The following is a 26,205-nucleotide window of genomic DNA, read 5'->3' as shown; positions in this document are numbered from 1 at the left end:
AAAGCCCCTGTTCAAATATGAACAGGGGCTTTTTTGTTGAGCTGATCCAACAGCCTCTTTACGCAGAGTCTTTAAGCAGTTGGGCGCTGGCTTTAGCGCGATTTAATGCACTAAAGAGTGCACGAATACTCGCGGTGGTGATGTTGGTGTCTATGCCAACGCCAAATACAGGGCGTTGTTCTGGCAAGCGCAATTCAATATAAGCCGCTGCTTGAGCATCACTGCCGCTGCCGATGGCATGTTGATTATAGTCCATGATTTCTACGGCAACCGGCAAGCTGGCGACGAGTGCCTCAAGTGGACCATTGCCACAGCCACTCCATTTGTTTAGGGTTCCATTGGCTAGCACTTCAGTTGTCAGCGTACAGGTGCCATCTTCTTCTTGGATGCGGTGTTTTTGTAACCTGTATGGCGTTGATGCCTGCAAATACTCACCATCAAGCAAGCTATAAATCTGTGCTGCTGTGACTTCTAAGCCGGAGCGGTCTGTTTCTGCTTTGATGACTTGGCTGAACTCGATTTGCATACGGCGCGGCAACTGTATGCCATATTCTTGCTCCAGCAAGTAAGTTACGCCACCTTTGCCTGACTGGCTGTTGACGCGAATTACTGCTTCGTAGTCGCGACCGATATCGGCCGGATCAATCGGCAAGTAAGGCACCTCCCAAATCCCATGGCTATCATGCTGGCTAAAGCCCTTGCGAATTGCATCTTGGTGCGAACCGGAAAAAGCAGTGTGCACTAAGTCGCCCGCATACGGGTGACGTGGATGCACCGGTAATTGATTGCACTCTTCCACCACTTTACGTACCGCATCAATATCGGAAAAATCCAGCTCTGGATTAACGCCTTGGGTGTACATATTTAAGGCCAAAGTGACCAAGTCCACATTACCCGTGCGTTCGCCGTTGCCAAATAAGCAGCCCTCAACACGATCGGCGCCGGCTAATAAGCCCAACTCACTGGCCGCGACGCCAGTGCCGCGATCATTGTGGGTGTGCAGACTGATAATCACATGCTCACGATGATTGATATTGCGTGCAAACCATTCAATTTGGTCGGCGTAAACATTCGGTGTGGAGACTTCGACAGTAGCAGGCAAGTTTAATATGACTTTGTTATCAGCGCTGGGCTGCCACACGTCCAATACCGCGTTGCATACTTCAACAGCGAAAGGTGTTTCTGTGGCACTAAAGGTCTCTGGCGAGTATTGAAAGGTCCACTCGGTTTGCGGCTGCATAGCTGCGTACTTTTTAAACAGCTCGGCGGCGTGCACCGCAATGGCTTTGACGCCTTCTTTGTCTTGCTTAAAGACGATACGGCGAAACGCAGGAGAGACAGCGTTGTACATGTGCACAATAGCTTTGGGCGCGCCTTTTAATGACTCGAAGGTGCGTGCGATCAAGTCTTCACGGGCTTGAGTGAGCACTTGAATGGTGGTGTCTTCGGGGATATGACCGTCTTCAATTAATAAGCGCACAAAATCAAAATCCGTTTGCGAGGCTGACGGAAAGGCTACTTCAATTTGCTTAACACCAACGGACACAAGGGTTTTAAAGAAACGTAGTTTTTTTTCAGGGCTCATAGGCTCGATCAGTGACTGGTTACCATCACGCAGGTCTGAGCTACACCAAATGGGTGGGTGAGTAATGGTGTTATTCGGCCACGTGCGATCCGTTAAGTTTAATACAGGGTAGGCACGGTATTTAGTGGCTGGGTTACTCAACATCGTCATGAGCTGGTCCTTAATCGTCGGTAAAATAAAACACGGGTTTGCTGCATACTTTTTGTAGGGTTTTGTTTTAGTGCGTTATGCTTAGCGGCATGTCTGTATGAATAAAGCTATATTTTGAGGTTATTTATTGCAAGCAATGTTTTTAAATGAGTGATTCGTGTTAAAAACAGTTTGTTAATTGGTTTTTTTTGCTGATTTTGTGGTTTTTTTGCAATTTTATTGTTTGTTTGATTTTCCTGCGACAGCGTGTCGCGCGTGATGCAGGCTGATTTGTGGGAACATTCATTAATAATGCTTTTGACTTAGGTGTAGATGAGAACAGTAGTGAGGATTTGGGATTGATTAGGCAGCGCCGCAATCATTTAATGGCGATTTGGCTTGGCTTGTTTGCCATGCTGATGATCCATGTCGGCCCGCTTATTTCTGGTGCTCAAGCATTAATGCGTGTTGATACGCTTTCTTTAGATGCGGCAACCGATCCTGCAATGCAGCACGATCAGCATGATCACACTGCTCTGCTAGCTCATGACCTTGCCTTGTCGCCTGCCGGCGTCAGTTCGCATGCTGAACACGCTGAGCATGCAGTTGATTACCATGCGCTGATGGGGCACCAAAGTGCACCTGAAGGTACGCCGCAATGGCTGGCCAATTTAAAAATGTGTGGCTATTGCGAATTGCTGGCTCTGAGTCCGCCTTTGCTTTTAGCCCTTGTGCTGGCACTGCCAGTGCCGCCATTGGTGCAGTGGCTCGTTGTTTTACCTGCGCCGCTGCGACTGCAACCTGCAGCACATAGCCTGCGCCATTCACGCGCTCCACCTGTCCACTTGTTCGCTTAAATCAAGCGGGTCTTTCGCCCGCACTTAATTTAATTGAATGATGGATGCTAAATATGTATACCAACACTATTCAAGGCGTTGCGCCGTCACGCCTTGACGATGGCTTTAAGCTTAAGCCGTTGTCACAGCGCTTAGCATTGGCGCATGCTGCTTTACTCGGTTTTGCTGTTTGCTTGCCGCTGCAGGCTAGTGCTGCAGATAAACAGGACGCTGCACAGTTAGCGCCTATGGTCATTACCGGTGTAGCGCAAGAGTCTCCGATTAAAGTGGTGACTGATCCACGTATTCCACGCCAACCCGTACCGGCCAGTGATGGTGCGGATTATCTAAAAACCATTCCAGGCTTTTCCGCGATGCGTAGCGGTGGTGTCAACGGTGATCCGGTATTCCGTGGCATGTTTGGTTCGCGTTTAAAAATGCTGACCAATGGTGGTGAGATGGTGGGTGCCTGTCCGAATCGTATGGACTCGCCCAGCTCCTATATCAGCCCAGAAAACTACGATAAGTTAACGGTAATTAAAGGACCGCAAACGGTGTTGTGGGGCGCTGGAAGCTCTGCAGCGACAGTATTGTTTGAGCGTGAGCCTGAAGTCTTTGATGAGCCAGATTACCGTCTAAACGGCAGTCTGTTAGTGGGATCTAATCGTCGTTTTGATCGCAGCATTGATGGTGCAGTGGGCAGTAAAGAAGGTTACCTGCGCGTGCTTGCCAACGCATCTAAAGCCCATGACTACAATGATGGTGATGGCGATCGCGTACCTTCACGTTGGAATAAGTGGAACACTGAGGCCGCTTTGGGCTGGACACCAACCGATGATACTTTGTTAGAGCTAACAGTGGGTCGTGGTGACGGTGAATCTCGCTATGCTGGTCGCGGTATGGATGGTACTCAGTTTTTGCGCGAGAGCGTCGCGTTACGCTTTAAGCAGGAAAATATCACTGATACTTGGGCCGCTTTAGAAGCGCAGCTGTATTACAACTACGCTGACCATATTATGGACAACTACAAGCTGCGTAGCATCACAAAGCCGGCAATGGCAACTCAAGTGGATACTCGTACTTTGGGCGGTCGCATTAAAGGCACCTGGCAGTGGGATGCTTTTGAGTTAGTGGCTGGTGTGGATGGACAAACCAGTGAGCACCGATTGCGTGCTCGTACGGGTAGCTCACCTATGATGGGGAGGACGCATTCGAATATGGCTAAGGATGCTGAATTTAATCAATGGGGTGCTTTTGGTGAACTGACTTGGACCCTTACTGATAGCGACCGAGTGATTAGCGGCTTGCGCCTTGATCGCCATAAGGTTGAGGATCATAGGGATTATCTAGCGCATCGACGCGCGATACCAACCTGCCCGGCTGCAAGTACAAGTTGTTTTGCTAACCCCACAGCCAATAAGAACAGAACTGAAACCTTGCCGAGTGCTTTTGTGCGCTATGAGAACGATCTGCAAGCCATTCCAGCCACTGTTTATATTGGTCTAGGTCATGCCCAGCGTATGCCTGATTATTGGGAGTTGTTTTCAGCCAGTAATATGCCAATAGGTAAGCCCCCTACGAGTTATCAGCCCACAGCTTTTACTACCGCCGATCCGGAAAAAACTACGCAAGTGGATTTTGGTATCCAGTATAGCCAAGGACCGCTTGATGCTTGGGCCTCAGCCTATGTGGGGCAAGTACGTGATTACTTGATGTTTGTTCATACGGGTAATAATTCGCAGGTCGATAATATCGATGCACGCATTATGGGTGGTGAGTTCGGTGCCGCCTATAACTTCACCTCGAATGTTAAAGGTGATATGAGCTTGGCTTATGCCTATGGCAAGAACAGCTCTGATGGTCGTGCTATGCCGCAAATCCCACCATTGGAAGCGCGCTTTGGCTTGAGTTATGAGCAGGGTGATTTCAGTAGCGCAGCCTTATGGCGCGTGGTTGCCGCGCAAAATCGTACCGATGAAGGTCGTGGTAACGTGATTGGTAAAGACTTCGGTCCAAGCTCTGGTTTTGGTGTGTTCTCGCTCAACAGTGCCTACCGTTTAAGCAAAAGCTGGAAAGTCAGCGCAGGTGTGGACAACCTGTTTGACAAAAAATACAGCGAACACTTAAACCTTGCTGGTAGCCCAGACTTTGGCTTTGATGATAACCCAACACGCGTTAATGAGCCGGGCCGCACCTGGTGGACGCGAGTCGATATGAGCTTCTAAGTGCGACAGCTGATCAACGCCCAGCGTTGGTCAGCGCTGCAAGGCAGTTTGTGCTAACGACTGATGCGCACACAGTGGTATAGGGATGTACTGGCAGCATTGTTTGTGCTCAGTTCAATCGCCCACTGATCTTGTGGCAAGTAAAAGAAAAGGGCTTAAGCCGGCGCTGGACACGTCTGCTTCAAGCCCTTTTTGGATTTTAGCGATTGATAACGAGCGCTTGATAATAAAGAAAAATAAACAAAAAAACGGCACAAACGCGAGGCTTGTACCGTATTTAAGTCTGTAACGCAGCAGTTTATGAATCAGCGGGCGCGGTAAGTAATGCGGCCCTTGCTTAAGTCATAAGGCGTGATTTCAACACGAACTTTATCGCCAGTTAAAATGCGAATATAGTTTTTACGCATTTTCCCAGAGATATGCGCAGTAACGACGTGCCCGTTTTCTAACTCCACACGAAACATGGTGTTAGGCAGGGTGTCGACGACAGTGCCTTCCATTTCGAAGCTGTCTTCTTTCGACATGCAGTATAACCCTCAAAATACAAATAAAAGACCTGACGCTCAAAATGCGATCAGGCAAAAGCGGCGGCTATTATGCCGTATTACGCTGCAAAAGGCCAAATATCCCGTTGCGGTGATTGTCTTAACTACAAAATACTCATTAATTATAAATCAATTCAGCAGGTAAGGGTTGCCAGTGTTGATTAATAAAGCCTTCTAGCGGTTGATATTGGGTTTTATAATTCATTTTTTTACAGTCTTTAACCCAATAGCCAAGGTACACATAGGGTAAATCTAGGCGTAGGCTTTCTTGGATTTGCCATAAAATCGCGTAATGACCAAGGCTGCGCCGTGTATCTTCAGGTTCGTAAAATGTGTACATGGCCGATAGGCCGTAAGCCAGCACGTCAGTCACCGCGACGGCTAGGAGTTGTTCATCTAAGCGAAACTCATAAAAACGCGCAAATTCTAATTCAGTGTTTAAGAAACCTTGATATTGCTCGACTGAGGGCGGGTACATGTCACCATCGCTATGGCGTTGCTCAATATAACGCTGATAGAGCGCGTAATGCTCTGCGCGAAATTGACTGCTGACTGCGCGCACATTGATGTCTTGATTGCGACGGATAATTTTATTTTGTGCGCGAGTGGCTTTAAAAGTCTGCACAGGAATACGCACTGATATACAAGCGTTGCAGCCCTGGCAGTGAGGGCGATAGACATGTGCTGCGCTGCGACGAAAGCCTTGCTCTATCAGTTGGCTGTATAAGCTGCTGGTCACTTCTTCTTCTGGGTCAATCAGGATTGAGCCCGCGCGTCGCTCGCTCAAGTAACTGCAGTCGTGTTCTTGGCCAAGGTACAGTTGTATGCTTTTCATGTGGTAAGAGTACTTGTTATTAGAGGCTGTGTTGACCATTGCATGCTATTGGCACTGTCCAAATGGTCGCTTAAATACTCGGAGAAACGCTCACGACTGATGCTCTGCGCGCCGAAGTTGAGCAAGTGTGTGGTGGGCATTTGGCAGTCAATTAGCACAAAGCCAGCTGCTTTTAGGGCGCTGACCAGTGTCACAAAGCCAACTTTTGATGCGTTGCTCATGCGGCTGAACATGGATTCACCAAAAAACAGCTGACCGATGGCGATTCCGTATAAACCGCCAACCAATTGATCGTCATGCCATACTTCAACAGAATGGGCGTAACCTTGTTTGTGCAAGTCAAAATAGGCGGCTTGCATCGCGCTGGTAATCCAAGTGCCGTGCTCGTCATGGCGTGGTTCGGCACAAGCATGGATCACTTGGCTAAAACTGCGGTCAAAGGTGACGGTGAATAGATCGCTACGCAGAACTTTGCGCAAACTGCGGGAAATATGCAGGTTATCAGGCAGCAATACTGTACGCGGATCAGGTGACCACCAAAGCAAGGGTTGCCCGTCTTGATACCAAGGAAAACAGCCGTGGCGGTACGCTGCAATTAAGCGTGCAGCAGATAAATCGCCTCCGGCAGCTAAGAGCCCGTTGGGTTCACGCAGCGCCTTATTCAGGGCTGGAAATTTAAGAGAGGTGCGGTCAAGCCAGGTCAGCATAATAAGCCTTAGCAGAGTGCGCGAGAGTTAGGCGCGCACAGTAAATATAGTGGGTAGCTATGCTGTAAGATAAGCCATATTGGTGAAAATTACATGCACAGATCCAGAGCAACTCAATGCTTGCGGGTAAAGATGAAATAACCTGCTTAAATCCGTACAATGGCGCGTTGCTAAACGTTTTTGTGATTATTTTTTGATGAGCCTTGTTCTGTCAAGGCCGCGCAGGACGCTTTTTTGAACGACACAACACACTTGCAATCTTCTAAAAAATTGACTTGGCAGCAGCAGGCTCAGTTACGTCTTAAAGAAGGCGTGCTGATTCTTTTGGCTGTACTTTGTATTTATTTATGGATGGTGCTCATAACCTTTGATGTCACTGACTCGAGCTTTTCTAATAGCATCGGGCAAGCGGATGTCGTGAGTAATGCTGGCGGTCATATTGGTGCGTGGATTGCTGACATACTGTTTAGTCTGTTGGGCTATTTTGCTTGGTTGTTTCCTTTGGTGTTGATGCTAAAAACGGTGCTGGTTTTTCAAAACCGCTACCAATCATTTATTTGGAATGGCTGGTTGTTTGCTTTGCGTACCAGCGGCTTTATTTTCCTATTGTGTGCAGGCTCAGCGTTAGCGTATATCCACTTTCCATTACCCGAAACAGTTCCGAAAAACTTCAATATTCTGGGCACGCTGCTTGGCGATAGCTTAACTGCAGCGCTCAATATTGAGGGTGCCACTTTATTTTTGTTAGCGTGCTTTTTGTTTGGTCTGACCGTATATGCCAATTTGTCTTGGTTCAAAATTATGGAAGGCATTGGTGGTCTGACTTTGCACTTAGTCGAGTGGGTTAAAGCTTGGTTGCAAAGTATCTTTGGTGAGATTCAGGAGCGCAAAGATGAACAGCGTACCTTGCGTGAAGAAGGTCTCGCTGCAGCAGTAGAGGTAAACGCTGAGTCAGTGCGCACGCGCCCTCGCTCAGTTGCAGTTGCTGCAGTAGCAAGTCAGGACACTGACAATAAACAGGGCCGCCGCGAGCCGGTGATTAACGCACCACGCCCGCAACCGACAGCTGCGCTCCGCACGCCTGCTGCAAAAAAAGCGCCGTTGGTGATTGACAGTGCCTTAGAAGGCACCTTGCCGCCCTTGGCTTTGCTGGATAAAGCAGAAAAGAAAAAGCCCAGCTATTCTGAGCAATCCCTGCAAGCACTCTCGCGTTTATTAGAAGTAAAGCTTAAAGAGTTCGGCGTCGAAGTTGAAGTTGAGTCAGTGCACCCAGGCCCCGTGGTCACGCGTTTTGAGATCCAGCTCGCACCTGGCGTTAAAGTCAGTCGCATTACTAATTTAGCCAAAGATTTAGCCCGCTCGCTGGCGATGATCAGTGTGCGCGTGGTGGAAGTGATTCCTGGAAAAACCACTGTGGGTATCGAGATACCCAATGAAGATCGGCAGATTGTACGCTTCTCAGAAGTGCTGGAAACATCAGAGTATGAAGAGGCTAAATCTGTGGTGACCATTGCCCTCGGCCATGATATTGGTGGGCAGGCAGTGATTGCCGATCTGGCAAAAATGCCACACTTGTTGGTGGCGGGTACCACAGGCTCTGGTAAGTCGGTGGGCGTTAACGCAATGATTTTATCGGTGTTGTTCAAATCAACACCGGAAGAAGTGCGTCTGATAATGATTGATCCAAAAATGCTGGAATTGTCGATTTACGAAGGCATTCCGCATTTATTGTGCCCGGTTGTCACCGATATGAAAGAGGCTGCCAATTCCTTGCGCTGGTGTGTGGCTGAAATGGAGCGGCGTTATAAGCTGTTGTCAGCTATGGGCGTGCGCAATTTGGCCAGTTACAACCGCAAAATTAAAGAAGCCAGAGAGGCGGGTACGCCACTCGAAGATCCACTGTTTAAACGCGAAAGCATGGACGATGAAGTGCCGCTTCTCGAAAAACTACCCACGATTATTGTCGTCGTGGATGAGTTTGCCGACATGATTATGGTGGTCGGTAAAAAAGTTGAAGAATTGATTGCGCGTATTGCGCAGAAAGCACGGGCGGCGGGGATTCATTTGATTCTAGCGACGCAGCGCCCGTCAGTGGATGTGATTACCGGTCTGATTAAAGCCAATATTCCAACACGTATTGCTTTCCAAGTGTCGAGTAAAATTGATTCGCGCACCATTCTTGATCAGGGCGGTGCTGAGCAGTTGTTAGGCCATGGTGACATGCTGTATCTACCACCTGGCACCAGTTTGCCAATTCGTGTGCACGGCGCTTTTGTTTCCGATGATGAAGTGCATCGCGTGGTTGATGCGTGGAAAGCACGCGGCGCACCGAATTATATTGAAGAAATACTGGCCGGTGTTGAAGAAGCAGGCAGTGGGTTTGATGGCGGTGATGGTGACAGCGGCAGTGAAGATGATCCGTTATACGATGAAGCCGTGCGCTTTGTCACTGAGTCACGTAGAGCTTCAATTTCGTCTGTGCAGCGCAAATTTAAAGTAGGTTACAACCGTGCTGCACGTATGGTCGAGTCGATGGAGATGGCTGGCGTAGTGTCTGCGGCAGCGCATAATGGTTCGCGTGAGGTGCTGGCACCGCCACCGATTCGTGATTAAACGTTAAGGGCCTGAGTAGTAATGCTATGCGGCTTAAATTTCAGGAGGCACTGAATAATGTTGCTCTGACAACCTAGGTAATTATTCAGCGCTTTCTTTACCCTTTATTAATAAGAGATAAACTATGCGCACAATGTACAAAGGCTTGCTCGGATTGCTTGGTAGTGTGCTGATTAGCGGTGCAGTGCTGATGCCTGTGCAAGTGGTATACGCCGAGAACACTGAACAGCAACAGGCGGTAACTAAGCTCAGTGACTTGCTCAGTTCTACGCAAACCATCAGCGGTCATTTTTCACAATTGACGTTGGATTCGACTGGCACACAGTTACAAGAAGCCTCAGGGCAAATGGTTTTGCAGCGCCCCGGCTTATTGCGCTGGCATACTGATCCACCGCTTGAGCAGTTACTGGTGTCTAACGGCGAAAAAGTCTGGCTGTATGATCCGGACCTGATGCAAGTGACTGTGCAGAAAATGGATCAACGCTTGACTCATACGCCCGCTTTGCTGCTGTCTGGCGATGTCTCGAAAATCAGTGAAAACTTCACCATCACCTATACTGAGGGTGGCCCGGTGATTGATTTTATTTTAACCCCCACCGCCAAAGACACCTTGTTTGATACGTTGCGTTTGTCTTTTCGCAATGGCGTGATTAATGACATGCAATTACTTGATGCTGTGGGTCAGCGCACCAATATTTTGTTTATGGATGTGCAAGTCAATGAGCCGATTGATGCCGCTCAGTTTGTGTTTGAAGCACCAGCGGGCGTTGATGTGATTGAGGACGGTCTGTAACTGTGGGTTTATTTAGCAGCGAGCCGATCGCTCAGCCGCTGGCCGCGCGTTTGCGTGCCAGCACCTTGGATGAGTATGTTGGTCAGCAGCATATTTTAGCGGTGGGCAAACCGCTGCGTGAAGCTTTGCAGCAAGGCGCCTTGCACTCAATGATTTTTTGGGGGCCACCGGGTGTGGGTAAAACCACCTTGGCACGTTTGCTGGCGCAGGTTAGCGATGCGCACTTTATAACCCTGTCGGCGGTATTGTCAGGAGTCAAAGAAATCCGTGAAGCAGTGCAAGACGCTAAACAGCAAGCGGCGCAGTACAGCCGCCGCACGATCTTATTTGTCGATGAAGTGCACCGCTTTAATAAAGGCCAACAAGACGCGTTTTTGCCCTATGTTGAAGACGGCACCTTTATTTTTATTGGTGCCACCACAGAAAACCCATCCTTTGAACTCAATAATGCGTTGCTCTCGCGGGCTCGCGTTTATGTTCTGAAAAGCTTGGATGATGCAGCGTTACAGCTGCTGTTGGCGCGCGCTTTAAGTGATCCGCGCGGTCTAGCTGAGCGCTCAGTAAGTATTGATCCCGAGGCGCAAGAGTTATTGATCCGCGCGGCTGATGGTGATGGCCGGCGTTTGCTTAATCTGCTGGAAAACGCGGCTGATTTGTTGGAAGACGGCGACTGCATTGATGTTGCTTTGCTGGGTAATATCCTCGGCGATAGCATGCGCCGTTTTGATAAAGGCGGTGAAGCTTTTTACGACCAGATATCTGCGTTACACAAGTCGGTGCGCGGCTCTAACCCTGATGCAGCTTTGTACTGGTACACGCGCATGCTTGATGGTGGCTGTGATCCGCTGTATATCGCCCGCCGCGTGGTGCGTATGGCCAGTGAAGACATTGGTAATGCTGACCCGCGTGCGCTGACCTTGTGTTTGTCGGCGTGGGATGTGCAAGAGCGTTTGGGCAGTCCAGAAGGGGAGTTGGCGGTGGCGCAAGCCATTACGTATTTAGCCTGCGCACCAAAAAGCAATGCGGTGTATATGGCCTATAAAGCCGCGCGTCTCGACGCACAAAGCTTTGGTTCGCTAGAAGTACCGATGCATTTGCGCAATGCACCGAGCAAACTGATGAAGCAGTTAGGCCATGGTGATGAATACCGCTACGCGCATGATGAGCCGGATGCTTACGCAGCTGGTGAGGATTATTTTCCTGCAGACTTAGCGCCACGACACTATTATCAGCCCCCAGCGCGTGGCTTAGAAATCAAGATTGGTGAAAAACTTCAGCATTTAAAAAGCCTAGATCAACGCAGCACGCGTCAACGCCGAGCGCCGCAAGCATGACTGTTCTGATGGTGGCTTTAGGGGGTGCAATAGGCAGTGTACTGCGCTATTTTGCCGGTGTAGCAGTGGCGTCTATTTGGCCGCTGCATCTGTACATTGCCACTGTTTTGGTTAATATCGTCGGCAGTTTTTTAATAGGCTGTGCTTTTGCTTGGTTTGCTTTGCGCCCTGAGGTGTCAGATCTCACGCGTGTACTGTTAATGACTGGTTTTTTAGGCGGTTTCACCACTTTTTCTACATTTTCTCTGGATGCGCTGCGCTTGATGAATGATGGCCAGTCGCTACAGGCTTTGCTTTATATGGGCGTCACCTTGGCTGGGGGCTTATTAGCCACTTGGCTGGGTATGACGCTGATTAAATTTTCTCTGTAAGAACGGATACCCTTATGCTTGATTCAAGATTGTTACGCACACAACCACAAGACATGGCTGAGCGCCTAGCGGTACGCGGTTTTGTTTTGGATGTAGCTGGTTTAGAAGCTTTGGAGGCGCAACGCAAAGCTGTACAAACGCGCACTGAGCAGTTGCAGGCTGAGCGTAACAGCCGTTCTAAATCGATTGGTCAAGCCAAAGCCCGCGGCGAAGATATTGCCCCCTTGTTAGCGCAAGTGGATCAATTGGGCGGTGAGCTGGAAGCCGGTAAGCGCGAGTTGGAAGGTATTCAGGCTGAGCTGGATGCGATCGCTTTGAACATCCCCAACCTGCCAGATGCATCTGTGCCGCAGGGTGCCAGTGAAGACGACAACGTTGAAGTGCGCAGCTGGGGCACACCGCGCACCTTTGATTTCCCAGTGCAAGATCACGTGCTGCTGGGTGAGACTATCAAGGGTTTGGATTTTGAAGCCGCTTCTAAATTATCCGGTGCGCGCTTTGCAGTGATGCGCGGCGGTATTGCCCGTCTGCACCGTGCGCTGGCGCAGTATATGCTCGATTTGCATACTGCTGAGCATGGCTATCAAGAAATGTATACGCCGTATTTAGTGCAAGCCTCTGCGTTGCAAGGCACCGGGCAGTTACCTAAATTTTCTGAAGACTTATTTCGTGTTGAGCGCGAAGAGCAAGCGCCGCTGTATTTGATCCCAACCGCTGAAGTGTCACTGACCAATACTGTGGCTGGTGAGATTTTAGATGTGGCGCAACTGCCGATTAAAATGGTTGCGCACAGTCCGTGTTTTCGTAGTGAAGCGGGTGCCTCAGGGCGTGATACACGCGGCATGATCCGTCAGCACCAGTTTGATAAAGTTGAGTTGGTACAGATTGTTGATCCGGCAACCTCGGCTGCCGCGTTGGAAGAGTTGACCGGCCATGCGGAAAAAGTCTTGCAAGCATTGGAGCTGCCCTACCGTGTGATGGCGTTGTGCACCGGCGATATGGGGTTTGGTGCCAGTAAAACCTATGACTTAGAAGTCTGGGTGCCAAGCCAAGAAAAATACCGCGAGATTTCTTCGTGCTCAAACTGCACCGATTTCCAAGCACGCCGTATGCAGACCCGCTTCCGCAATCCAGAGACGGGTAAAACAGAGCTGGTGCATACCCTTAATGGCTCAGGTCTGGCGGTAGGTCGCACCTTGGTTGCAGTTATTGAAAACAACCAGCAGGCTGATGGCAGTATCACTGTGCCTGAAGTGTTGCGTCCGTATATGGCTGGTATTGAAGTTATTCGTTAAAAGTACTCTAGGGAAACGCTGAATAATTACCTGCGTTGTCAGGGTGGTGTTAATAAACGGCTCAAAATGCTCATTTACTATGTGTAAACTGCGTTTTTTCGCCGATTTGACTCGCTAGCGCTCGCCCTTCGGGCCAGCCTTTGGCTGTTACTCCCGTTGTTCGTTGCGCCTAGCCCTGACTGCCTCGCCAACATTATTCAGTGCTTCCCTAGGATTGCTAGGTGATGGTTTGATAGTTGTTGCCTAGCAATCTGTAGACACAGGATTCTGCTTTAAATCGTTTCTATTGCGCGCGCTTGATTGCAAACAATGCAAGCTATGTAGCGCTCGACTTATAAAGACTCCCTCTGCTGTTGTTATTCAGCGTCCAAGCGTAGCACAGCGCTATGTCCCACAAACGCTTGCCTAAAGGAATTGTTATGGATTACCTGCCGTTATTTCATAAAGTACAAGGGCGCGATGTGCTGCTGGTTGGCGGTGGCGAAATGGCCTTGCGCAAGGCGCGCTTACTGCTGGAAACAGGTGCGACACTGCGCGTGATTGCACCTTTTATCAGTGATGAATTGCAAACACTGGTTGCCGCCAAGCACGGGCAGTGTCTACTCAGAGAGTATCTGCACAGCGATATGCAAGGCAGCTGCTTGGTGTTGGCCACTACTGATCAACCAGAGTTGAATGTAAGTATTGCTCAGCAAGCCCAAGCGCAAGGTATTCCTGTCTATGCAGTGGGTGTGCCAGAATTATCCAGTATTATTTTCCCCGCGATTGTTGACCGCTCACCCCTGATTATTGCCGTGTCGACTGCAGGGCATGCACCGGTACTGGCGCGCTTAGCGCGAGCTAAAATCGAAACCTGGCTACCGGCCAGTTATGGCCGTCTTGCAGGCCTTGCGGCACAGTTTCGTGATCAAGTGAAAACGTTATTGCCACATGTACAGCCACGTCGAGCGTTCTGGGAAGATGTTTTTCAAGGGCAGGTGGCTGAGCATGTCTTTGCAGGGCGTGATCAAGAGGCTGAGCAGCTGCTGACAGAGAAAATCAGTGGTGCGCAAAATCAAGTGGTGGGTGAAGTGTATTTGGTTGGTGCTGGCCCCGGTGATCCAGATTTGCTGACCTTTAAAGCGTTACGCTTAATGCAACAAGCCGATGTGGTGCTGTATGACCGTTTGGTGGCTCCGGCCATTTTAGAGTTGTGCCGACGTGATGCGGATCGTCTTTATGTTGGTAAGCAAGCGTCAAATCACAGCGTGCCGCAAGATCAAATCAATCAAAAACTGGTTGAACTGGCGCAGCAAGGTAAGCGCGTGGTGCGCCTGAAGGGCGGTGATCCGTTTATTTTCGGCCGCGGTGGCGAGGAAATTGAAGAGCTGGCCGCGCAGTGTGTTCCTTTTCAGGTGGTGCCTGGTATTACCGCGGCGTCGGGTTGTTCGGCTTATGCCGGTATTCCTTTAACGCATCGTGATTATGCACAGTCGGTGCGTTTCATTACGGGGCATCCAAAAGATGGTGTGTTGGATTTGCCGTGGAATGAGCTGGTGTCGTCAACACAAACTGTGGTGTTTTATATGGGGTTGGGCTGTTTGCCAGATATTTGTCAGCAGCTGATTGCGCATGGCCGTGCGGCACAGACGCCGATTGCTTTGGTTGAGAATGGCACAACTGCTAAGCAGCGGGTGTTTACTGGTACTTTGGAAACCATTCAGCAACAGGTCAGTGACTTTGCTGTGCAGAGCCCGAGTTTGATTATTGTTGGAGAAGTGGTGGCCTTGCGTGAGAAGTTGAATTGGTTTGCTGGCGCACGCTAGCTTTCAAATACTTCGGCTATTATTTGCGCCTGCAGTACGGTACGCGTTGATCATTGGTGTGGTTTTCGGTTTTGTAGCATGGCGCTTTTAAAGCAAAAGCAATGAGCATGATCTGTGCATGTTGCAGCGTGCAGGTGTTGTTCTTCCCTTAACACGCCCTCCTGGCGTGATGCGGGCGCTACGCCATCCTTGGCTTCGCTTGCCACAACACCCGCACACTACTATTGATCATCGGTATTGTTTTCAAGTGTGTAGCATGGCTCTTTTGAAGCAAGAGCATTGAGCATGATCTGTGCATGTTGTAGCGTGCAAGTGTTGTTCTTCCCTTAACACGCCATCCTGGCGTGATGCGGGCGCTGCGCCATCCTTGGCTTCGCTCGCCACAACACCCGCACACTGCTATTGATCATTGATGTTGTTTTCAAGTGTGTAGCATGGCTCTTTTAAAGCAGTTTGCTTTGTTGATATACAGTATTTCTGGTTATTTTTAATATTGTGAGTACCGAAAGTAAAACAACAATTCACACAGTTAACTTAAACGTTTGCAGAAACAGACGAGCCTTATATCAATCGTGCTAACAACGCCTTTGATCAACGAGTACTTCGGGGTTGGTGTGACAAGCGAGCCATGGATGGTGAGCGCAGGAGTTGAACCCAGGATGGGTTCATCGACGGAAAAACACCTGCCCCGAAGTACGGTATGCCACGCTCAAGCTGTTAAAAACTTACGGACAAACACCTGCCCCGAAGTACGCTATGCCACGCAATGACCAGCGCACCTCAAGTAAAAAAACTTTCAGGAACAATTGGTGCATGTTGCAGCGTGCAGGTGTTGTTCTTCCCTTAACACGCCATCCTGGCGTGATGCGGGCGCTACGCCATCCCTGGCTTCGCTCGCCACAACACCCGCACACTGCTATTGATCATTGATGTTGTTTTCAAGTGTGTAGCATGGCTCTTTTAAAGCAGTTTGCTTTGTTGATATACAGTATTTCTGGTTATTTTTAATATTGTGAGTACCGAAAGTAAAACAACAATCCACACAGTTAACTTAAACGTTTGCAGAAACAGACGAGCCTTATATCAATCGTGCTAACAACGCCTTTGATCAACGAGTGCTTCGGGGTTGGTGTGACAAGCGAGCCAGGGATGGTGAGCGCCGGAGTTGAGCCCCGGATGGGCTCATCGACGGATAAACACCAATTCCGAAGTACGCTATGCCACACAACTTCAACAAGAAAGCAGTAAAAGCCTCAAATAGTATCTACACGCGCTGGAGTTGAACGATGGGCGGGCTCATTGATGGAAAACACCAACCCTGAAGTACGCAATGACCAGCAAACCAGCGATCAAAAACTGCAAGAAAAATTAATATATGCCGCGCATTGACTGAAATGCACTATTAACCTTGGAAAAAAATCAGAAATAGCGTAAAAGAGCCGATTTGTGCAGAAAAGTCCGTTTTACTCTGCGCTTTTTGTTGATCTAGGTTTAAACTGCTGCATTGTGCTGACACGCGCCATATTACTGCTGAGCAGTGTTCAATTAAGCGCCCACGTAACAGCACTATTTAAAAGTAACGTACTTATCTAACAGGATTTTATCCAGGAGAGCAGGCATGTCCATTCCAGAGGCGCAGGTCAGTCGCGCTGATTTTGATCAAGTTATGGTGCCCAACTATGCACCAGCAGGTTTTGTACCCGTGCGCGGCGCAGGTTCGCGACTCTGGGATCAAAATGGACGCGAGCTGATTGATCTGTCCGGCGGCATCGCTGTGAATGGCCTTGGTCACTGCCATCCAGTGCTGGTTGAAGCATTAACCAAACAAGCGCATAAGCTGTGGCATGTCTCCAACATCTTCACCAATGAGCCAGCCCTGCGTTTGGCGCGCAAGCTCACCGCAACCACCTTTGCTGATCGCGTTTTCTTCAGCAATTCAGGTGCAGAAGCCAATGAAGCCGCGTTAAAACTGGCACGTAAAGTCGCTAGCGATCGTTTTGGTGCAGATAAGCATGAGATTATTTCAACCTTTAACAGCTTTCACGGGCGCACAGTGTTTACCGTCAACGTCGGTGGTCAATCAAAGTATTCTGAAGGCTTTGGACCGCGCCCAGAAGGTATCACTCATGTGCTTTATAATGATTTAGCCGCCATGGAAGCAGCAATCTCTGAGCGCACCTGTGCCGTTATTCTTGAGCCGATTCAAGGCGAAAGCGGTGTCTTACCTGCAGATCAGGCTTATTTACAAGCAGTACGTGCTTTGTGTGATAAGTATGATGCACTGCTGATTTTTGACGAAGTGCAATCAGGCATGGGGCGTACCGGTAAGTTGTTTGCTTATGAGTTGTATGGTGTGACGCCAGATGTGCTGACCACCGCGAAAAGCCTAGGTGGCGGTTTCCCCATATCAGCGATGATAACCACCAATGAGTATGCTGAGCATTTATCTGTCGGTACACATGGCACCACCTTTGGCGGTAACCCGCTGGCGTGTGCGGTCGGTGAAGCTGTGATGGATATTATCAACACCCCTGAAGTGCTTAATGGCGTGATAAGCAAAGGTGAGTACTTGCGCGAAAAGCTGCGTGCGCTGGGTGAAAAGTACAATCTTTTTGAGTTGGTGCGTGGTAAAGGCTTATTGGTCGGGGCAGTGCTTAATAAAGAGTACAAAGGCAAAGCTGGCGCGCTAATGGCTGCCGCTGAGCGAGCAGATTTGTTGGTATTAGTCGCAGGGCCGGATGTGGTGCGCTTTGCTCCCAGTTTAGTAATTGAGCAAGCTGATTTAGATGAAGGCCTGGCGCGTTTTGAACGTGCAATCATCGAGTTTGTTGGCCAGGCACAAGCATAACGCATAGATGTTCAGCGCTCAGTGCTGCAGTACAGGCACTGGGCGCTTATTTTTTTAATTTAGGTAATCCATAGCATGAACACAGATTTACAGTTACTTCTTGAAAATGATGATGGCGAACAAACAGAAACCTCTTGCACACGCTTTGCGGTGATTTGGCAGGGTAAGGAAATTTGGGTGCAAACAGCCGGTAATGGCCAATTGCTAATCGGTGTTGACGTGGAAGAGGGCGATACTGAGTACGCGAGTCTTTTGCTGCGTCCTTTAGCCACCAACTTAGTCAGCTTACAGCTCGAAATGGAGCCGGCCGACCCAGCAGACTTGCTCGAAGATGATCATGTGCACACTGATGAGTGCAATCATTGATCCTTGATTGAGCTGTTTTCAGGAAAGGCTGCAGCAAGCGCGTATCAGCGATATAATGCGCCCTTTGAGTCGTTAAGCCGTTTGTATTTAATAGGCATGACCGTTATTTAATTGTGGAAGAATATATGAAAAGCGCAGAAATCCGTGAAGCCTTCCTTCGCTTCTTTGAAGACAAGGGTCATACCCGCGTAGCCTCCAGCTCATTGATCCCAGCCAATGACCCCACGCTATTATTTACCAATGCGGGCATGAATCAGTTTAAAGACTGCTTCTTGGGTTTAGAACAACGCGCCTATACGCGTGCAGCCAGCAGTCAAAAATGTGTCCGTGCTGGCGGTAAACACAATGACTTAGAAAACGTGGGCTACACTGCGCGCCACCATACTTTTTTTGAAATGCTGGGAAATTTCAGCTTCGGTGATTACTTTAAGCCCGATGCCATTCAATTTGCTTGGGAGTTTTTAACCTCCGAGCAGTGGATGGGGCTACCCAAAGAGAAGCTCTGGGTGACTGTCTATGAAACGGACGACGAAGCCTATGATATTTGGGTCAATAAAATGGGCGTGCCAGCCGAGCGCATGATTCGCATCGGTGATAACGGCGGCGCACCTTATGCTTCAGATAACTTCTGGGCGATGGGTGATACCGGTCCATGCGGCCCGTGCTCAGAAATATTTTATGATCACGGCGAGCACATCTGGGGTGGCCCTCCAGGTTCGCCTGAAGAAGATGGTGACCGTTATATCGAGATCTGGAACATCGTCTTTATGCAGTTTAACCGCACTGCTGATGGTGTCATGCATCCGTTACCTGCGCCCAGTGTGGATACGGGCATGGGCCTGGAGCGCATCAGCGCGGTGATGCAGCATGTCAATTCCAACTACGAGATTGATTTGTTCCAAAACCTACTCGCGGCAGTAGCAGCAGCAGTGGGTTGTGAAAACAATGACAACCCTTCGCTCAAAGTGATTGCTGACCATATTCGCTCTTGCGGCTTTTTGATTGCCGATGGCGTGGTGCCGTCCAATGATGGTCGTGGTTATGTGTTGCGCCGCATTATTCGTCGCGCCTGCCGCCATGGTAACAAGCTGGGCGCAAGCGGCAGTTTCTTTTATAAAATTGCCTCGGCTTTAGTGCAAGAAATGGGTGATGCGTTTCCCGAGCTGAAACAGCAGCAGGCGCAGATTGAGCGTATTTTAAAAACCGAAGAAGAGCAGTTTGCAAAAACCTTGGAACAAGGCTTGCGCATTCTTGAGCAGGACTTAGATGACTTAGACGGTACAGTGATACCCGGTTCAGTGGTATTTAAGCTGTATGACACCTACGGTTTTCCGATGGATTTAACCGCGGATATCGCCCGAGAGCGTGAGTTGACGGTTGACGAAGTGGGCTTTGAGCGTGAAATGCATGCCCAGCGTGAGCGCGCGCGCTCTGCCAGCTCATTCGGCATTGACTATAACGCATTGATTAAAATTGATAGTGAGACGGAGTTCTTAGGCTATCAAACGCATCAGGCTGATGCGACTGTGCTCATGATTCTAAAAGATGGCGTTAGTGTGGATTCTGCTTTGGAAGGTGATCAGGCAGTGATCGTGCTTGATCGCACGCCATTCTATGCAGAGTCTGGTGGTCAGGTCGGCGATTGCGGGTATTTATCGGCTGAGCACTTGCGCGTTGATATCACTGATACAACAAAAAGTGGCACTGCTTTCCTGCATCATGGTTCGGTCAGCCAAGGTACGCTGCAGGTTGGCGATAGCGTTGTCGCCCAAGTGGATGATCAGGTGCGCCACGCCACCGCATTGAGCCACTCAGCGACGCATATTTTGCACGCTGCGTTGCGCGATATTTTAGGTGAGCATGTGCAGCAAAAAGGCTCGTTAGTAGACAGTCAGCGTTTACGCTTTGACTTTAGCCACTTTGAGCCTGTGACCCCAGAGCAAATTAAAGCTTTGGAAGAGCGCGTTAACCGAGAAATTCGCAATAATACCCCTGTGTGCACTGAAGTGACTGATATTGAAACCGCTAAAGCAAAAGGTGCGTTGGCCTTATTTGGTGAGAAGTATGGCGATCAAGTACGCGTATTGAGTATGGCCGATGGTTTCTCAGTCGAGCTCTGTGGTGGTATTCATGCGCAGCGTACGGGCGATATTGGTCTGTTTAAAATCACCAGTGAAGGCGGTGTCGCTGCTGGTGTACGCCGCATTGAAGCGATTACCGGTGAAACAGCCTGGAACTGGGTAACGAGCGCAGAAGAGCAGCTCAAACAAGCTATGAGCATGGTTAAAGGCAATCGTGAGAATGTCTTAGACAAACTGCAAGCCTTGTTGGATCAGCAGCGCAGCCTAGAAAAAGAAGTTGAACAGCTCAAAGCCAAAGCTGCCAGTGCGGCGGGCAGTGATCTGGCATCTTCTGCTGTCGAAGTGAATGGCGTTAAGGTGCTTGCTGCGCGCCTAGACGGATTAGAAGGCAAAGATTTGCTGGCATTAATTGATCAGCTGAAAAACAAATTGGGCAGTGCCGTCATTCTATTGGGCGGTGTGCACAATGAGCGCATTGTCTTAGTCGCCGGTGTGACTAAAGATTTGACCGGTCAGTTTAAAGCCGGTGATTTGATGAAGCAGGCCACTGCAGTGGTTGGTGGTAAAGGCGGCGGTCGTCCTGACATGGCGCAGGGCAGTGGTGTCGAGCTGGCTAAGTTGGATGCAGCCTTAGCTGTTACTGCAGAGTATGTGGCCAGCAAGTAAATGAATGGAGGTTGCTGTGCTGGCTAAGGCCTGAGCACAGCACAAGAGGGTGCTGATAAGCTGCTGAGCAGGATAAGAAGTGAGTTGCGCAAGTTGCAAATTGCGGCGCAGTTCGGGTCTGTTAATGCCAGCTACTTATCAGTTAAATCGTAATATTTTGAACGCTAACGATGAATAAGGCGGCAGTAAAATGGCGTTGATCGTACAAAAGTTTGGCGGCACCTCGGTGGGCTCGCCTGAGCGCATTGAGCAGGTCGCACAAAAGGTGGCAAAGTTTCGCGCAGCCGGTGATGACGTTGTTGTGGTTGTTTCAGCTATGAGTGGAGAAACCAATCGCTTACTAGCATTGGCTAAAGACGTCTGTGCTAAACCATCTCTGCGTGAAATGGATGTGATGATTGCCACCGGCGAGCAAGTGACTATTGCTTTGCTGGCGATTGCGCTGAATAAAATTGGCGTGCCGGCAATATCCTTTACCGGCGCTCAAGTGCCGATTGTTACCGACAGTGAGCATGGTAAAGCACGTATTTTAAGCATTGATGATGACAAGGTGCATGCGCAGCTAAAGGCTGGCAAAGTGGTTGTTGTTGCTGGCTTTCAGGGTGTTGATGAGCACGGCAATATTACCACACTGGGGCGTGGTGGTTCAGACACTACAGCAGTGGCTTTGGCTGCAGCATTGCAGGCCGATGAGTGCCATATTTACACTGACGTGGATGGTGTTTATACAACTGATCCGCGTGTTGTGTCACGAGCGCAGCGCCTAGATCGTATTACTTTTGAAGAAATGCTAGAAATGGCCAGTCTAGGCTCGAAAATTTTACAGTTACGCTCTGTTGAGTTTGCCGGCAAATACAATGTGCCACTGCGCGTATTACATAGCTTTGAAGAAGGTCCCGGCACTTTAATTACGACTGATAATAATGAGGACAGCATGGAACAGCCGATTATTTCTGGTATTGCCTTTAATCGCGATGAAGCCAAGTTAACCATTCGCGGTGTTCCAGATACCCCAGGGGTTGCTTTTAAGATATTAGGGCCCATTAGTGCCGCTAATATCGACATTGATATGATTGTGCAAAACGTATCTAAAGATAACACCACAGACTTTACTTTTACTGTGGGTAATCTTGATTATGATAAAGCGCTAGAAGTGCTGCAGGCGACTGCAAAAGAGATTGGCGCTGGTGAAGTGGCTGGAACCACTAGTATTGCTAAGGTGTCCATTGTGGGTGTCGGCATGCGCTCACATCCGGGTGTTGCCAGCAGTATGTTTGAGGCATTGGCGAAAGAGAATATTAATATTCAGATGATCTCAACATCAGAAATTAAAATTTCTGTCGTGATTGAAGAGAAATATGTTGAGCTTGCTGTGCGTGCGCTTCATACCGCTTTTGGTCTTGATGCAGCGAGCAAATAAGGTACGTTACTAAATAAAACCTAAGTGCAGCAAAGGTATTGCACTTGCCCCGTTTTATTGGCGAATCCAGCAAATGGGTTTGTTTAAGTTTGAATTTATAATGTTTTTATTTATGTGTAGCTGATGATGCGGTGTCACTGATAAGGATGTTTTTTTAATTTTTTACTTACAAACTTGTGATGATAGTTGGATTGGTCGAATAAAAAGGCGACATCTATCATGTGCAAAACCACGTGATGGGGTGTACGCTGTCTATAACTTACAGATGCAGACTGTAAACCTAAATTGTTGTTACAAGGAGATATAAAATGTTGATATTAACGCGTCGTGTTGGAGAAACACTGATGGTTGGTGATGAAGTAACTGTCACTGTATTAGGTGTTAAGGGCAATCAAGTCCGCATTGGTGTAAACGCGCCAAAAGAGGTTGCTGTGCACCGTGAAGAAATCTATCAACGCATCCAAAAAGAGAAAGAAGATAGGGATGATGCAAGTATTTGATGCATTTTGCTTTTATGCTTTGCAATTACTAAAAATGTAGGTAATATACGCCCCGTGTTACGGAGAGGTGGCCGAGTGGCCGAAGGCGCTCCCCTGCTAAGGGAGTACACCTCAAAAGGGTGTCGAGGGTTCGAATCCCTCCCTCTCCGCCATATTTAGTGTTGCAGAGCATAAGCTATTGAAGCGTTTTAAATAAAATTAAAACACCTTGATAATCAAGCAAATAGCTCTATAATACGCACCGAAATGGACTCATAGCTCAGCTGGATAGAGTACTCGGCTACGAACCGAGCGGTCGGAGGTTCGAATCCTCCTGAGTCCGCCATATTAAACGATTTAGTGATACTAGATCGTTTAGGCAACACCAGCGGTGATCTGGATAAGCACCACGTGGACTCATAGCTCAGCTGGATAGAGTACTCGGCTACGAACCGAGCGGTCGGAGGTTCGAATCCTCCTGAGTCCGCCATATTAAAAAACCTGCATTGATTGCAGGTTTTTTTTTGCCGGTGTTATTGGTTTTTTCAACACTTATCTGAGTTGTAGAATCGTTCTTTTAGCAGCAATAAAGCTAAGGCACGCAGCCATGCTGATCAAAGCGCACGCTGCGTTTTTTATTCTTAGCGCTGCGGTAGGTGGCGCTAATTTTGCCGTTATGGCTACGTTGGGTTAGAGGCTTGCCAAACATGCTTTCTACTTCGGCTCGACTCATACCGCTTTTAACCTGCTTGCGGACTAAATGCGAGCGCCGCTGGGTTGGATCAAAAGCCCCGCAGGGATGGTCATTATCTGTTACTACAGTCACGCGCACTGGTTTTTTCTTTTTTTTGGAAAGCGCTTTTTTGATGGTGCTTGCGCTTAAGGCAGGGATTGTCATCGGTGCTTTTAGTTGGTGAGTGTCTTGTGTTGTGCTGGCTGCGCAGGCTTTATCGCTGAAGGTTACCGCGCCGTTGCTGGTGGTGCATTTATACACCTGTGTCGCAGCGCTGAGCAGCTGGCTGTGGCAGCTAGTAAAAAACAAGCACAGCAAAAGGTATTTTTGCATGATCGTCATCCTTGACATACTGAGTTTAGGTTTTAAAAACTCCTTGCTGGAGTGTGCTTCAGTGTAGTCGCTGTTATGGAAATAACTAGAGTGTTAACTGCTCTATGTCGATCATGGGCTGTAATTGTTAGATGCAAAGCTTGGTTACAGTGGTATTATTGCTGCAGATTAAATTTGTATACGACTGATTTAGCATGGTTTTTAATAGTTAGCCTTCCCACTGAACAATCTCCATGCACACCTAATAAATTCTCTGCCGCATTGCTCGGAAGGGATGGAGCACCTCATTTATGTCTGAAGTTGAAGAGAGAAAACCCCAGGGACGCCTGCACGAGCGTTTTTCACAGGTTCTTGAGCTCTTACAACGACATCGATTGATTGAGGAAAGTGTTGCGCGGCAAGGCAGCGATCACCAAGCACGGGTTGATGAGTTGGTGCAGCAGCAGCATTTGGCCGAGCTGCAGCAAAAACTGGCTGAATTGCACCCAGCAGATATCGCTTACATTCTTGAGGCGTTGCCCTTAGAAGACCGTCTGACAGTGTGGCAGATGGTGCAAGCCGAAAGCGATGGTGACATCCTGCTAGAAGTCTCCGACGCTGTGCGTGAAACACTGATTGCTGACATGGATGAGCATGAGATCATTGCTGCGACCAAGGATCTGGACGCCGACGAACTGGCTGATCTAGCGCCCGAGCTGCCGCGCGATGTGGTGCAGGGTCTGATGGAGTCTTTGGATGAGCAGCAGCGCGAGCGTGTGCGTTCGGCGTTATCCTACGATGATGAGCAGGTTGGTGCCATCATGGACTTTGAAATGGTGACCATTCGCGAAGATGTCACCCTAGAAGTGGTTTTGCGTTATTTGCGCCGCCTAAAAGCATTGCCGGATCAGACCGATAAGCTTTTTGTCGTGGATATGGCTGGCCTTTTGAAAGGCGTGTTGCCGATTAAGCGCTTGTTGGTCAATGATCCTGATCGCATGGTGCATGAGGTGATGGCTGATGAAGCAGTGACCTTTTACCCAGATGAAGATGGTTCTTTTGCCGCACAAGCGTTTGAGCGTTATAACTTGGTTTCTGCACCCGTTATAGAAAAAAGTGGCAAACTGATCGGCCGTTTAACCGTTGATGAAATGGTTGACTTGATTCGTGAGGAGTCAGAAAGCGAAGCTTTAAGCCGTGCTGGTTTGCGTGAGGAAGAAGATATTTTTGCTTCGGTTTGGAAGTCACTAAAGAACCGTTGGGCATGGCTGGCTATCAATCTAATTACGGCATTTGTGGCGTCACGGGTGATCGGTGTATTTGAAGACTCGATTGAGAAGCTAGTGGCTTTGGCTGCTTTAATGCCGATTGTTGCAGGAATTGGCGGCAACTCAGGTAACCAGACTATCACTATGATTGTCCGTGCTATGGCGTTGGATCAATTATCGACAGGCAATACCACGCGCTTAATGCGCAAAGAATTGGGTGTTGCATTTATCAATGGCGTTATCTGGGGCAGCGTGATCGGCCTTGTTGCTTGGCTGCTCTATGATAGCTGGTCATTGGGTGTGGTGATGACTGCGGCAATGACCCTGAATTTACTGCTAGCGGCTTTGATGGGGGTGATTATTCCCATGACGATGGTACGCTTGGGGCGTGATCCAGCCTTGGGTTCGAGTGTTCTGATTACAGCTATGACGGACAGTGGCGGTTTCTTTATATTTCTTGGTTTGGCGACAGTGTTTTTGCTCTAACACTGGCAATAGATCGGTGATGACTGTGCTCATTTGTCTTTACAAAATCACATTCTGTGTCTAGGTGAAAATATTCTATTATTTGCCAATAGGTAGAGATTCGCGTTAATGTTCCGGCGTTTTGGTCGTAACGTGCAGGCTCTTGGGTCAGTTGCGCTATGAGCTTATATAACAATAATGTCCACAGCCACTTCGGAAAAATGGGGCGTATATGACTACTCAGCAACTTCTTCTTGAAGGCGTTGAACTCATGCTATTTGGTATGGGTTTCGTTTTTATATTTTTGGTCTTACTTATTTTTTGCATTCGTGCGATGTCTGCGATTTTAGAGCGCTTAGCACCGGATACCAGTCATGCTGCGACTGCTATTGCAGCAACTGTACAGGTTGATAGCGTGCAGCCTATTGATGCAGACACCTTACAAGCCATCCAGCTTGCCATTAAACAGCACCGCGCCCGTCGCGGCTGAGTGT

General features: G+C 48.8%; 21 protein-coding genes and 3 tRNA genes. 19 read left to right on the top strand and 5 right to left on the bottom strand.

Annotated features, from left to right (window positions below; translation table 11 throughout):
• Nucleotides 1-58: 58 nt before the first annotated feature.
• A complete protein-coding gene (gene leuA / locus FXF61_RS08200; RefSeq protein ID WP_151184803.1) occupies nt 59-1,735 on the bottom strand; it encodes a 2-isopropylmalate synthase in 1,677 nt (558 codons plus the stop codon).
• Between the two features lie 272 nt (nt 1,736-2,007).
• On the opposite strand from leuA, the gene FXF61_RS08195 reads away from it, so the two are divergent.
• Both FXF61_RS08195 and FXF61_RS08190 read left to right on the top strand, forming a co-directional pair.
• Nucleotides 2,008-2,571, top strand: coding sequence for a DUF2946 family protein (locus FXF61_RS08195; RefSeq protein WP_256663391.1), 564 nt, complete (start codon nt 2,008-2,010; stop codon nt 2,569-2,571).
• A 53-nt stretch (nt 2,572-2,624) separates the two neighbouring features.
• On the top strand, nt 2,625-4,775 hold the full coding sequence (locus FXF61_RS08190; protein WP_151184802.1) for a TonB-dependent copper receptor: 2,151 nt from the start codon (nt 2,625-2,627) through the stop codon (nt 4,773-4,775).
• 305 nt (nt 4,776-5,080) lie between these two features.
• Here FXF61_RS08190 and infA read toward each other — a convergent pair whose 3' ends face one another.
• The 3 genes from infA to aat all read right to left on the bottom strand — a co-directional run bounded on the left by infA (nt 5,081) and on the right by aat (nt 6,862).
• Nucleotides 5,081-5,299 (bottom strand): translation initiation factor IF-1, encoded by a 219-nt coding sequence (gene infA / locus FXF61_RS08185; protein ID WP_022965546.1) that lies wholly within the window; start codon nt 5,297-5,299, stop codon nt 5,081-5,083.
• A 139-nt stretch (nt 5,300-5,438) separates the two neighbouring features.
• Nucleotides 5,439-6,155 carry an arginyltransferase gene (locus FXF61_RS08180; RefSeq protein WP_151184801.1) on the bottom strand — a complete coding sequence of 239 codons (717 nt, stop codon included), beginning with the start codon at nt 6,153-6,155 and terminating at the stop codon, nt 5,439-5,441.
• The gene (aat, locus tag FXF61_RS08175) at nt 6,152-6,862 is read right to left on the bottom strand and encodes a leucyl/phenylalanyl-tRNA--protein transferase (RefSeq protein ID WP_151184800.1); all 711 of its coding nucleotides are present in this window, start codon (nt 6,860-6,862) and stop codon (nt 6,152-6,154) included. The genes FXF61_RS08180 and aat overlap by 4 nt, the downstream gene beginning before the upstream one ends.
• Before the next feature lie 234 nt (nt 6,863-7,096).
• On the opposite strand from aat, the gene FXF61_RS08170 reads away from it, so the two are divergent.
• The 15 genes from FXF61_RS08170 (at nt 7,097) to FXF61_RS08105 (ending at nt 23,423) form a co-directional block, all read left to right on the top strand.
• Nucleotides 7,097-9,475, top strand: a complete 2,379-nt coding sequence (locus FXF61_RS08170; protein ID WP_151184799.1) for a DNA translocase FtsK — start codon at nt 7,097-7,099, stop codon at nt 9,473-9,475.
• Nucleotides 9,476-9,665: 190 nt separating this feature from the next.
• On the top strand, nt 9,666-10,268 hold the full coding sequence (gene lolA, locus FXF61_RS08165) for an outer membrane lipoprotein chaperone LolA (RefSeq protein WP_151186046.1): 603 nt from the start codon (nt 9,666-9,668) through the stop codon (nt 10,266-10,268).
• A gap of 2 nt (nt 10,269-10,270) precedes the next feature.
• Nucleotides 10,271-11,602 (top strand): replication-associated recombination protein A, encoded by a 1,332-nt coding sequence (locus FXF61_RS08160; RefSeq protein ID WP_151184798.1) that lies wholly within the window; start codon nt 10,271-10,273, stop codon nt 11,600-11,602.
• On the top strand, nt 11,599-11,973 hold the full coding sequence (crcB, locus tag FXF61_RS08155; RefSeq protein ID WP_151184797.1) for a fluoride efflux transporter CrcB: 375 nt from the start codon (nt 11,599-11,601) through the stop codon (nt 11,971-11,973). Before FXF61_RS08160 ends, crcB begins: the two co-directional genes overlap by 4 nt.
• A gap of 14 nt (nt 11,974-11,987) precedes the next feature.
• On the top strand, nt 11,988-13,268 hold the full coding sequence (gene serS, locus FXF61_RS08150; RefSeq protein WP_151184796.1) for a serine--tRNA ligase: 1,281 nt from the start codon (nt 11,988-11,990) through the stop codon (nt 13,266-13,268).
• Between the two features lie 419 nt (nt 13,269-13,687).
• Nucleotides 13,688-15,073: a siroheme synthase CysG gene (gene cysG / locus FXF61_RS08145; RefSeq protein WP_151186045.1), complete on the top strand. Its 1,386-nt coding sequence runs from the start codon at nt 13,688-13,690 to the stop codon at nt 15,071-15,073.
• A 118-nt stretch (nt 15,074-15,191) separates the two neighbouring features.
• Entirely contained in the window at nt 15,192-15,356 is a 165-nt protein-coding gene (locus FXF61_RS14885; RefSeq protein WP_178087279.1) for a hypothetical protein, read from the top strand.
• Between the two features lie 1,335 nt (nt 15,357-16,691).
• On the top strand, nt 16,692-17,921 hold the full coding sequence (locus tag FXF61_RS08140; RefSeq protein WP_151184795.1) for an aspartate aminotransferase family protein: 1,230 nt from the start codon (nt 16,692-16,694) through the stop codon (nt 17,919-17,921).
• Between the two features lie 75 nt (nt 17,922-17,996).
• Complete coding sequence (locus FXF61_RS08135) at nt 17,997-18,287, top strand: topoisomerase II (RefSeq protein WP_151184794.1); 291 nt, start codon at nt 17,997-17,999, stop codon at nt 18,285-18,287.
• Between the two features lie 125 nt (nt 18,288-18,412).
• Nucleotides 18,413-21,034: an alanine--tRNA ligase gene (gene alaS, locus FXF61_RS08130; RefSeq protein WP_151184793.1), complete on the top strand. Its 2,622-nt coding sequence runs from the start codon at nt 18,413-18,415 to the stop codon at nt 21,032-21,034.
• Between the two features lie 190 nt (nt 21,035-21,224).
• A complete protein-coding gene (locus FXF61_RS08125; RefSeq protein WP_151184792.1) occupies nt 21,225-22,454 on the top strand; it encodes an aspartate kinase in 1,230 nt (409 codons plus the stop codon).
• Between the two features lie 308 nt (nt 22,455-22,762).
• A complete protein-coding gene (csrA, locus tag FXF61_RS08120; RefSeq protein ID WP_151184791.1) occupies nt 22,763-22,954 on the top strand; it encodes a carbon storage regulator CsrA in 192 nt (63 codons plus the stop codon).
• Nucleotides 22,955-23,015: 61 nt separating this feature from the next.
• Nucleotides 23,016-23,106, top strand: a tRNA-Ser gene (locus tag FXF61_RS08115).
• A gap of 96 nt (nt 23,107-23,202) precedes the next feature.
• A tRNA-Arg gene (locus FXF61_RS08110) sits at nt 23,203-23,279 on the top strand.
• Between the two features lie 67 nt (nt 23,280-23,346).
• Nucleotides 23,347-23,423, top strand: a tRNA-Arg gene (locus FXF61_RS08105).
• 102 nt (nt 23,424-23,525) lie between these two features.
• Here the strand turns inward: FXF61_RS08105 and FXF61_RS08100 are convergent.
• On the bottom strand, nt 23,526-23,999 hold the full coding sequence (locus FXF61_RS08100; RefSeq protein ID WP_178087278.1) for a DUF4124 domain-containing protein: 474 nt from the start codon (nt 23,997-23,999) through the stop codon (nt 23,526-23,528).
• Between the two features lie 290 nt (nt 24,000-24,289).
• Here FXF61_RS08100 and mgtE point away from each other — a divergent pair, with 290 nt between their 5' ends.
• Together mgtE and FXF61_RS08090 are read left to right on the top strand one after the other, a co-directional pair.
• A complete protein-coding gene (mgtE, locus tag FXF61_RS08095; protein ID WP_151184789.1) occupies nt 24,290-25,732 on the top strand; it encodes a magnesium transporter in 1,443 nt (480 codons plus the stop codon).
• Nucleotides 25,733-25,943: 211 nt separating this feature from the next.
• Entirely contained in the window at nt 25,944-26,201 is a 258-nt protein-coding gene (locus tag FXF61_RS08090) for an OadG family protein (protein ID WP_151184788.1), read from the top strand.
• Nucleotides 26,202-26,205: the final 4 nt, after the last annotated feature.

This window comes from Pseudomonas sp. C27(2019) (assembly GCF_008807395.1).
GTDB lineage: Bacteria > Pseudomonadota > Gammaproteobacteria > Pseudomonadales > Pseudomonadaceae > Denitrificimonas.
The sequence above is the reverse complement of the archived record's forward strand: the minus strand, read 5'-3'. Positions and strand labels throughout refer to the sequence as shown.